Raw genomic sequence first — 2,285 nt, 5'->3', positions numbered from 1 at the left:
ATATTGTCTGAAGCCGTTTTTTTGCGCTTCGTTTTTGAAGCAATTGTCAAACCGCCGACACCATCGGTCAAAGCATGGGGGCATCGCGGCTGGGGTTGTCTCTTTCATCGCTGATCTTTCAACGTAAAGTGCTTATTCTTTAACGATTATACTCGATTTGATCTTTATTTAGCGTTTAAGTCCCATTAGCAAAACCTAGCATAAGAGCCAACCAGAAAGAAATGATGCCAGCGATCGCACCTCTCGGGGAAACCAAACCCCTACCCAATCTCACGGGGGTCTCGTTGCCCACCACCTTATTTTCGCGTCAGCAATTCTAAATTTAGGGTTTCATGACATAAAAAGCCTTATAGCAAGAGGGTTGTACAATTCTTAACAATTGGAGTGATTGCTGAAACGACACCAAATCGTTCCAAATTTATTTTTGCTGTTTTCGCGTTTTTATAGTAATATTTAGCACGCTAAGCCCTGTTTTTGTGCCCACTGTGTACACACAAGTCTTTGGTTTTCTGTTTAACCTTATTTAGCCCCCTAAATCCCCCAATTCTGGGGGACTTTGAACCGCGAAAGCTATCGCTCTCCCCCCAAAGTTGGGGGCAGGGGGGGCAAAACGAAGTTAATGGGTAGATGTGTGTACACGGCAGGTCTTCGTGCTGGAATCAATTTGAACATAAACCCCAATGACAATCGAGCCCAAAAAAATCAAAGTCACCTATATTTTTACCCATCCGATTCGTTGGGTTCCCTTTGAATTAGATGCTTTATATATTAATAAAACAAAATTTGAGATTGACTATATTATTCTCAATCCCAACGCTCCCATGATCGATTTTTTAAAATCACAAAATATTCCCTACATTACAACTACTTTTTCAGATTATAGCGATACCCCAGAAGCCGTTAAATTTGCCTATGAGCATTTAATTCAAAATAAAACTGATATTGTTCATACCCACTGGATTGCAGGCAGTTTTGTGGGAATGCAAGCCGCCTATTATGCCCAGGTTCCCGTGCGAGTTTTCACCAGAGAACACCCTTCCATTCGCTACTATACTCGCCATCCCCTCAGCCGCCATCGTTTGATCTGGGACTGCTCTACCAACGCGATCGCCGTCACCAAAAAAAGTAGAGAATTAATGATAGAAGACGGCATTCCAGAAGAAAAAATAACCCTAATCCCGACAGGCTTTGATATTCGGGAATACGAAAATGTAGAAGCCCAACGAGTAGAAAAATTACGAGCCAAATATTTAGGTAATCATGCAGGCCCCGTCCTTGGTGTGGCGGCGCGATATGTCCGATGGAAAGGCGTAGAATACGTCATCGAAGCCTATCAAAAAGTTCTCGAAACCTATCCTAATGCCCTCTTAGTGCTTTCTGGAACAGGGGTTGATCGGGCTGATTTAGCAGAAAAGATGCGTACTGCACGCAAAGAAGACATTGTGGCCCCTCAATACGAAGATATTCTGGCTATTGCCGAAAAATTATCCCGATTGCCGAGCGATCGCTATGTGGAAATCCCCTTTGAAAGTGATCTGCACGCCCTATTTAAGTTATTTGATGTTTTTGTCCACGCACCGATTGATGATATAAACGAAACGTTCGGACAAGTTTACGTTGATGCTGCACTTTCTAGAGTTCCTTCAGTCATTACTTTTGCAGGGAGTGGAGCCGATTTTGCTATCCATCAAGAGAATGCCTGGATCGTTGATTATCAAAATAGTGAACAAATTGCGGAAGGGATATTAACATTGCTTGGCGATCTGAATCTGAGAAAAAAACTGGCGGACAATGCTTTTTTGAGTGCTAAACAGTACAACATTCACAATCATATACAACAATTGGAGGGTTTTTATCTCAGTGAACTTCAAAAACGTTTGAATCCTTAGGTTGCTCAGATTTTGCTGACTTCGCCTTGAGATTAGATTGGCAAATTCAAGAAAGTCTCCCTTTTTAAGAGGAGTTTAGAGGGATCAAAGGCGGTTAGACCAGAAGTCTATTCTGCTACGAAACCACAATTTTGTTGGCACTAAATATTTGCGTTCTACTTTTTGGACAAAAAATAAAGAAATTTGTAACCGTTCAGGGTAGGGCTGTTTCATTCTCCCATCAGAATATCAAAAGTAAAAGCGATCACTGTCAGGTAAAATGAGAAGTGAACGCGAACTTTTGAAACATATGTTGAGCTTAATAGAAAAACTGAAACAAGTCAAGGACTTTCGGAAAGATCAAGGAAAAAGACACCCTTTATGGATAGTATTAGTAGTAATAATACTGGGAACAAT

The 2,285-nt window shown here is 41.3% G+C and carries 1 protein-coding gene; it reads left to right on the top strand.

What is annotated here, in order from left to right:
• Positions 1–680: 680 nt before the first annotated feature.
• A complete protein-coding gene (locus H6F92_RS00345) occupies positions 681–1,889 on the top strand; it encodes a glycosyltransferase family 4 protein (protein ID WP_190356396.1) in 1,209 nt (402 codons plus the stop codon).
• Positions 1,890–2,285 lie beyond the last annotated feature (396 nt).

Origin of the sequence: Microcystis wesenbergii FACHB-1317 (genome assembly GCF_014696875.1) — a bacterium.
GTDB lineage: Bacteria > Cyanobacteriota > Cyanobacteriia > Cyanobacteriales > Microcystaceae > Microcystis > Microcystis wesenbergii_A.
The sequence above is the reverse complement of the archived record's forward strand: the minus strand, read 5'-3'. Positions and strand labels throughout refer to the sequence as shown.